Genomic DNA, 4,417 nt, shown 5'->3' on the forward strand with positions numbered 1-4,417 from the left:
CTGGCGTAGAGGTGATCTCCACGGGTACAAGCGCAGGCACCGCGTCCTCCGCCAGCCGGCCGTCGCGCGCCAGCCGGCGCCACGTGAACAATTGGCTCGATCCGTTGCGACGTGCCGTTACCGACACCAATCGTGGCCCGCTGTAGCTCTCGGCAACGATCCGCTGCTTCTCCTCCAAAGCCCAACGGCGCCGTGCGCCCGTCGAGACGACTTCAAGTCGGGAAACCTTCGGCATAGGCAGCCTAGTAGCCGAAGAGCTTCCGCGAGCCGATCGATCACCGGCCGAAGGTGACCGGTCTGCAAAACCGGTAATTCCAAGCGCTCCGGATAACCGAATTCTTGCATCATGGGAGTGAGTGGAATCGTCGTCGTCGAAGACGATTGAGCCGACTATCTCCGGAGCGGAAATTGTGGGCGATGCAGGGCGGCAAACGGCTCGACGAAGCTCGCCGGCTTCGGCTTGTCGATCGCGCGTGAGCTCATCGAACTTTACGCCAAATTGCTTGCCCTGAATCGGTCACCGTCAGGGGACTTAGGGTAGCGATACGTCTAGCCGATCATTCCAACCGCCTCGCGACGTTCCCTTTAGGAAGGCGTGAGCGCATAACCGCCGCGGGGCTAAGCGACGGGATCGAGATGGAGACCCAAGCGCGCCTCCTGTGACGTGGCGGGGCGGGCGCCGTGACGGCCGATGGCGTCGACGGCGAGCACCGTTGCGGCGGTGAAGAGCGCGCCGGCAAGGTTTGGCCTTGTCGCCACCACCGAGAAGACCGTCACCCTGATCCCGCAGGCTGCTCGGTAGGGCGCGTGAGTCAGCCCATTCCCAGAATTTGGCTTCCGGGAGCAATTTCTAACACGCCGGAACGCGCGCGGTTAACTAGCAGTGGCGGCGGGGCAGCGCGCATTTTGGCCGCGACGGCAGGACCTTGTGGAGTCGCTCGCCCAGGATGCAGATGGCTTCCTGATTGCGCATTGACCTGTCGAAAGTCCGTTCGCCGTTCGGCTCGGATCCACTTGCTCCGCTTCCCGCGCGGTAACAGACGTGTGCAGCGGCAAAAGGTTGCTGAGAGTTGGACCGGACTCTGCCTCGTTTCTCGGTTGTCATAGGCAGTTGAACGCTCCTACGACGCAGTCAGCGAGAGCGCGAGGAGCGACAGCACCAATGCCGGCGGCATAACGAGGACGCCGAGTTGCAGAAAGCGAAACGCGCCGACATGCTCGCCCTCGCGCCGCAGCGCGATCAGCCACAGGATCGTTGCGAGCGAGCCGGTGACCGACAGGTTGGGTCCGAGATCGACGCCGATCAGGACTGCGCCGGTGATGTGATGCGACACCTGCGCGGCATGCGTCGTGGTCGACGCGATTAGGCCCATTGGAAGATTGTTGATGAGGTTCGAGGCGATCGCCGTGATGATGCCGGCACCCCACGCGGTTGCGTGCGGCGACAGCGCGGCCATTTGCTTGAGTTCCTTGGCGAGTGTCGGCAGCACGCCGGTACGATTGAGGCCCTCGACCAGGATGAACAGCCCGGCGACGAGAGGAAGGACCGACCATGAGGTGTCGCGAGCGATCGATAGCGGCGATTTGCGGCCGAGCAGGAGCACCATCCCGGTCACTGCCGCGCCGCAAGCAAAGGTCGGGATTCCAAGATCGCGATCGAAGGCCGACGCGGCGAGCAGCACCACCGCCGTCGCGCCGATGCCGGCCGCAACGATCGCAGCGCTCCTCGTCAGAATAACCGGCTCTCCGTCACGCTCGTCGACGCCGCCCGACAAGCTCGCGCGCAGGCTGAACCGGAGCATGATGAAGGTCGCAGCGATCGCCACGATCGAAGGCAGCAGGAAGTAGTGTAGCCATTCCAGCAGCGTCGGCATGTGTGCGCCGAACACCACGAGGTTCGCTGGGTTCGAGATCGGCAGCACGAAGCTGGCGGCGTTGGCGATGAATGCGCAGACGAAGAGATAAGGCAGCGGCTCGACCTTCGCGGTACGGGTCGCAGCGTAGACCGCGGGTGTCAGCACGACCGCGGTAGCGTCGTTCGACAGGAAGATGGTGACCAGTGTACCGACCGCATATACGATCGAAAACAACCGGGACGCCGAGTTGCGCGCATGCCTGACAGCCTGTTCGGCTAGCCAGTCGAACAAACCCTCCTTTCGCGCGACCTCGGCCAGCAGCATCATGCCGATCAGAAAAAAATAGACATCGGTGCCTTTCCCTGCGGCCGCGGCGGCATCCCGCCACGGCAACAGATCGAAGGCGATCAGCAAGACTGCGCCGGTCACGGCCCAGATGTATTCGGGAAGATTCCACGGACGCGCTATGACACCCAGAGTTGCGAGACACGCGATTCCCCAGGTCGCTGCGTTGCTCCCGAACATCAGGCGACACTCGCAATGCTTGAGAAAGTCTTGTCTGTTAGCGACCGCGCTCTCGTTGCGCAAGCAGGCTTCACCAACGGAGCGAAGACGCTCCATAGCGCGACCGAGACCGTGGCGAAGCCGCCGAGAATGAGAAACATCGCTCCGTATCCGAGCTCCTGCGCGATCCAGCCGCCGATCGCGGGACTGAGCGAGGCGCCGATGCCCTGCACCGTCATCACCGCGCCCTGGCCAGCATTGATCCGCCCGGTGCCATCGAGGATCCGCGCGACGAGTCCCGGCACCGCGACGCTCTGCAAGCCTGCTCCAACACCGTCGAGAATTTGCACCGGATAAACCCCCCATTTGTTCAAGAGCCAGGCCGCGATGATACCCCGGATCGGCAAGGCCATGAACGATGCCAATAGGACCAGCCAGTAACCTTCCTTTTCGGCCATTCGCATAGCGGCCAGCGAGGTCAGGATCATGGTGCCCTGGGCGATGACGATGGTCATGGCGACGAAACTCGCCGGATCGGCCTGCTTGTCTGCGACGACGGCCAAACCGTAAAGCGGAAGCATGGCCGCATTGCCGAGGTGGAAGAAGAGCAGCGCCGCGGCAAGGATCAGCAACGGCTTCGACTCGGCCAGCACCCGCAGCCCATTTGCCGGCTTGTCATTATTGCCCTTGCGTTCCAGCCCGCGGGCCGCGTCGTCGTCGATCGATGCGCTCGGGATCATCAGCACGGAGACGATTGAGAGGACGCCGAATAGCGCAGCAAGCCAGAATACCGCGGCGAAGCCGTAGACCCACCCGACGAATCCGGACAAGCCGGCGCCTACCATATTGCCGGCATGATTGAAGGCCTGGTTGCGGCCGTTCTGCTGGTTGAACCCGACCTGGCGCACAATGCCGAGCGTGATGCCGGCGACCGCCGGCCCGATCGAAGCACCCGCGATCGCGGTCGCGACCTGAGAGGCAGCCACCAGCCAGAACTCCTGCGACAGCAGCACGATGCTGGACGCGATGACGGTGCAGATACCGGGGATGATGACGAACAGCTTCTTGCTGCGGGTGGTGTCGATCAGAGCGCCAGCGGGCGTCGTCATCAGCATGCCGGCGACGCCGCCCGCCGTCATCACCGTTCCGATCCAGCCGCTCTGCCAGCCGTGCGCGAGCAGGAACACGCCGAGGAACGGGCCGATGCCGGCCTGCATGTCTGCCATGAAGAAGTTCAACGCGAGCAGCGGAAATAGCGCGCCATTTCGATTTGCGCTCTGTGCAGTGATCGGCGCCTCTCCTCAGAAGCCTGAAATGAGGAAAATGCCGGTCTGTACCGGCAGCATTGGGGTTCCACCTTTGGAGTCGACACGTTGTCGTCCGATGCTTGATGAATGATCTGGCTGCTCGACGAGGCCCTATCGGTCCCCGAGCCGGTTGAGATCCGGCTCGGGTCCGTTTCTCCGTCGACGATCGCAGACGGCGATTGGTCAGAGCGGCGTTGGTCGCCGCTCACGCATCAAGCAGCTTCGTGTCCGCTGCCGGCACGCTTGGTTTTCCGGATTCGTCCGCCCAATTCCACGTGCAGTTCGTAGGTCTCACCGTTTCGCCGGCCGTCGATTTCAAAATGCTTGGGTTTGCGACGGGGTTTGCCGATCGGTTCGAAGCCGGCCGAGCGAACCGCCTCGATCGCGGTGGCCGGGTCTGCAGGCTCGTGGTGGTCGTGATGGTGCTTCTTCTTGTGCTGGATCGTCACGCTGGCGCCATCGCAGGCAAAATGCGTCACCTTGAGCTCGGAGGGTTTCCGTTCGCCTTCCAGTTCGACATCGGCTCCGATCCGGAGCTTGACGAGGTCCGCTCCATGCGGCGTGAGATCGGCAAGCACCATGCCCTTCGGGGTCTGGACCACAAAGCGATGCGCAAATATGTGCACGATCCTGCCGGACAATTTGATCTGGTCTTCGGACATCATTATCTCCTGACGATCATCCATTCGTGATTTGTTCAAAGCGCTTTGGGTCCCGGGGGTGGTGGCGGCGGTGCGTCGGCTCGTGGAG

4 protein-coding genes are annotated in these 4,417 nt (G+C 62.8%); all 4 read right to left on the minus strand.

The genetic code is table 11. The features are described 5' to 3' along the window. Positions 1-235: transposase (locus tag AC1VNY_RS42135; RefSeq protein WP_482409615.1), on the minus strand; the 235-nt coding region annotated here is incomplete at its 3' end. A gap of 886 nt (positions 236-1,121) precedes the next feature. Beyond that, a complete protein-coding gene (locus tag AC1VNY_RS42140; protein WP_482409616.1) occupies positions 1,122-2,381 on the minus strand; it encodes an arsenic transporter in 1,260 nt (419 codons plus the stop codon). Continuing rightward, the gene (locus AC1VNY_RS42145) at positions 2,381-3,649 is read right to left on the minus strand and encodes an MFS transporter (protein WP_482409618.1); all 1,269 of its coding nucleotides are present in this window, start codon (positions 3,647-3,649) and stop codon (positions 2,381-2,383) included. The genes AC1VNY_RS42140 and AC1VNY_RS42145 overlap by 1 nt, the downstream gene beginning before the upstream one ends. A gap of 230 nt (positions 3,650-3,879) precedes the next feature. Further along, positions 3,880-4,417: hypothetical protein (locus tag AC1VNY_RS42150; protein WP_482409617.1), on the minus strand; the 538-nt coding region annotated here is incomplete at its 5' end.

The organism is Bradyrhizobium ferriligni (genome assembly GCF_056837965.1).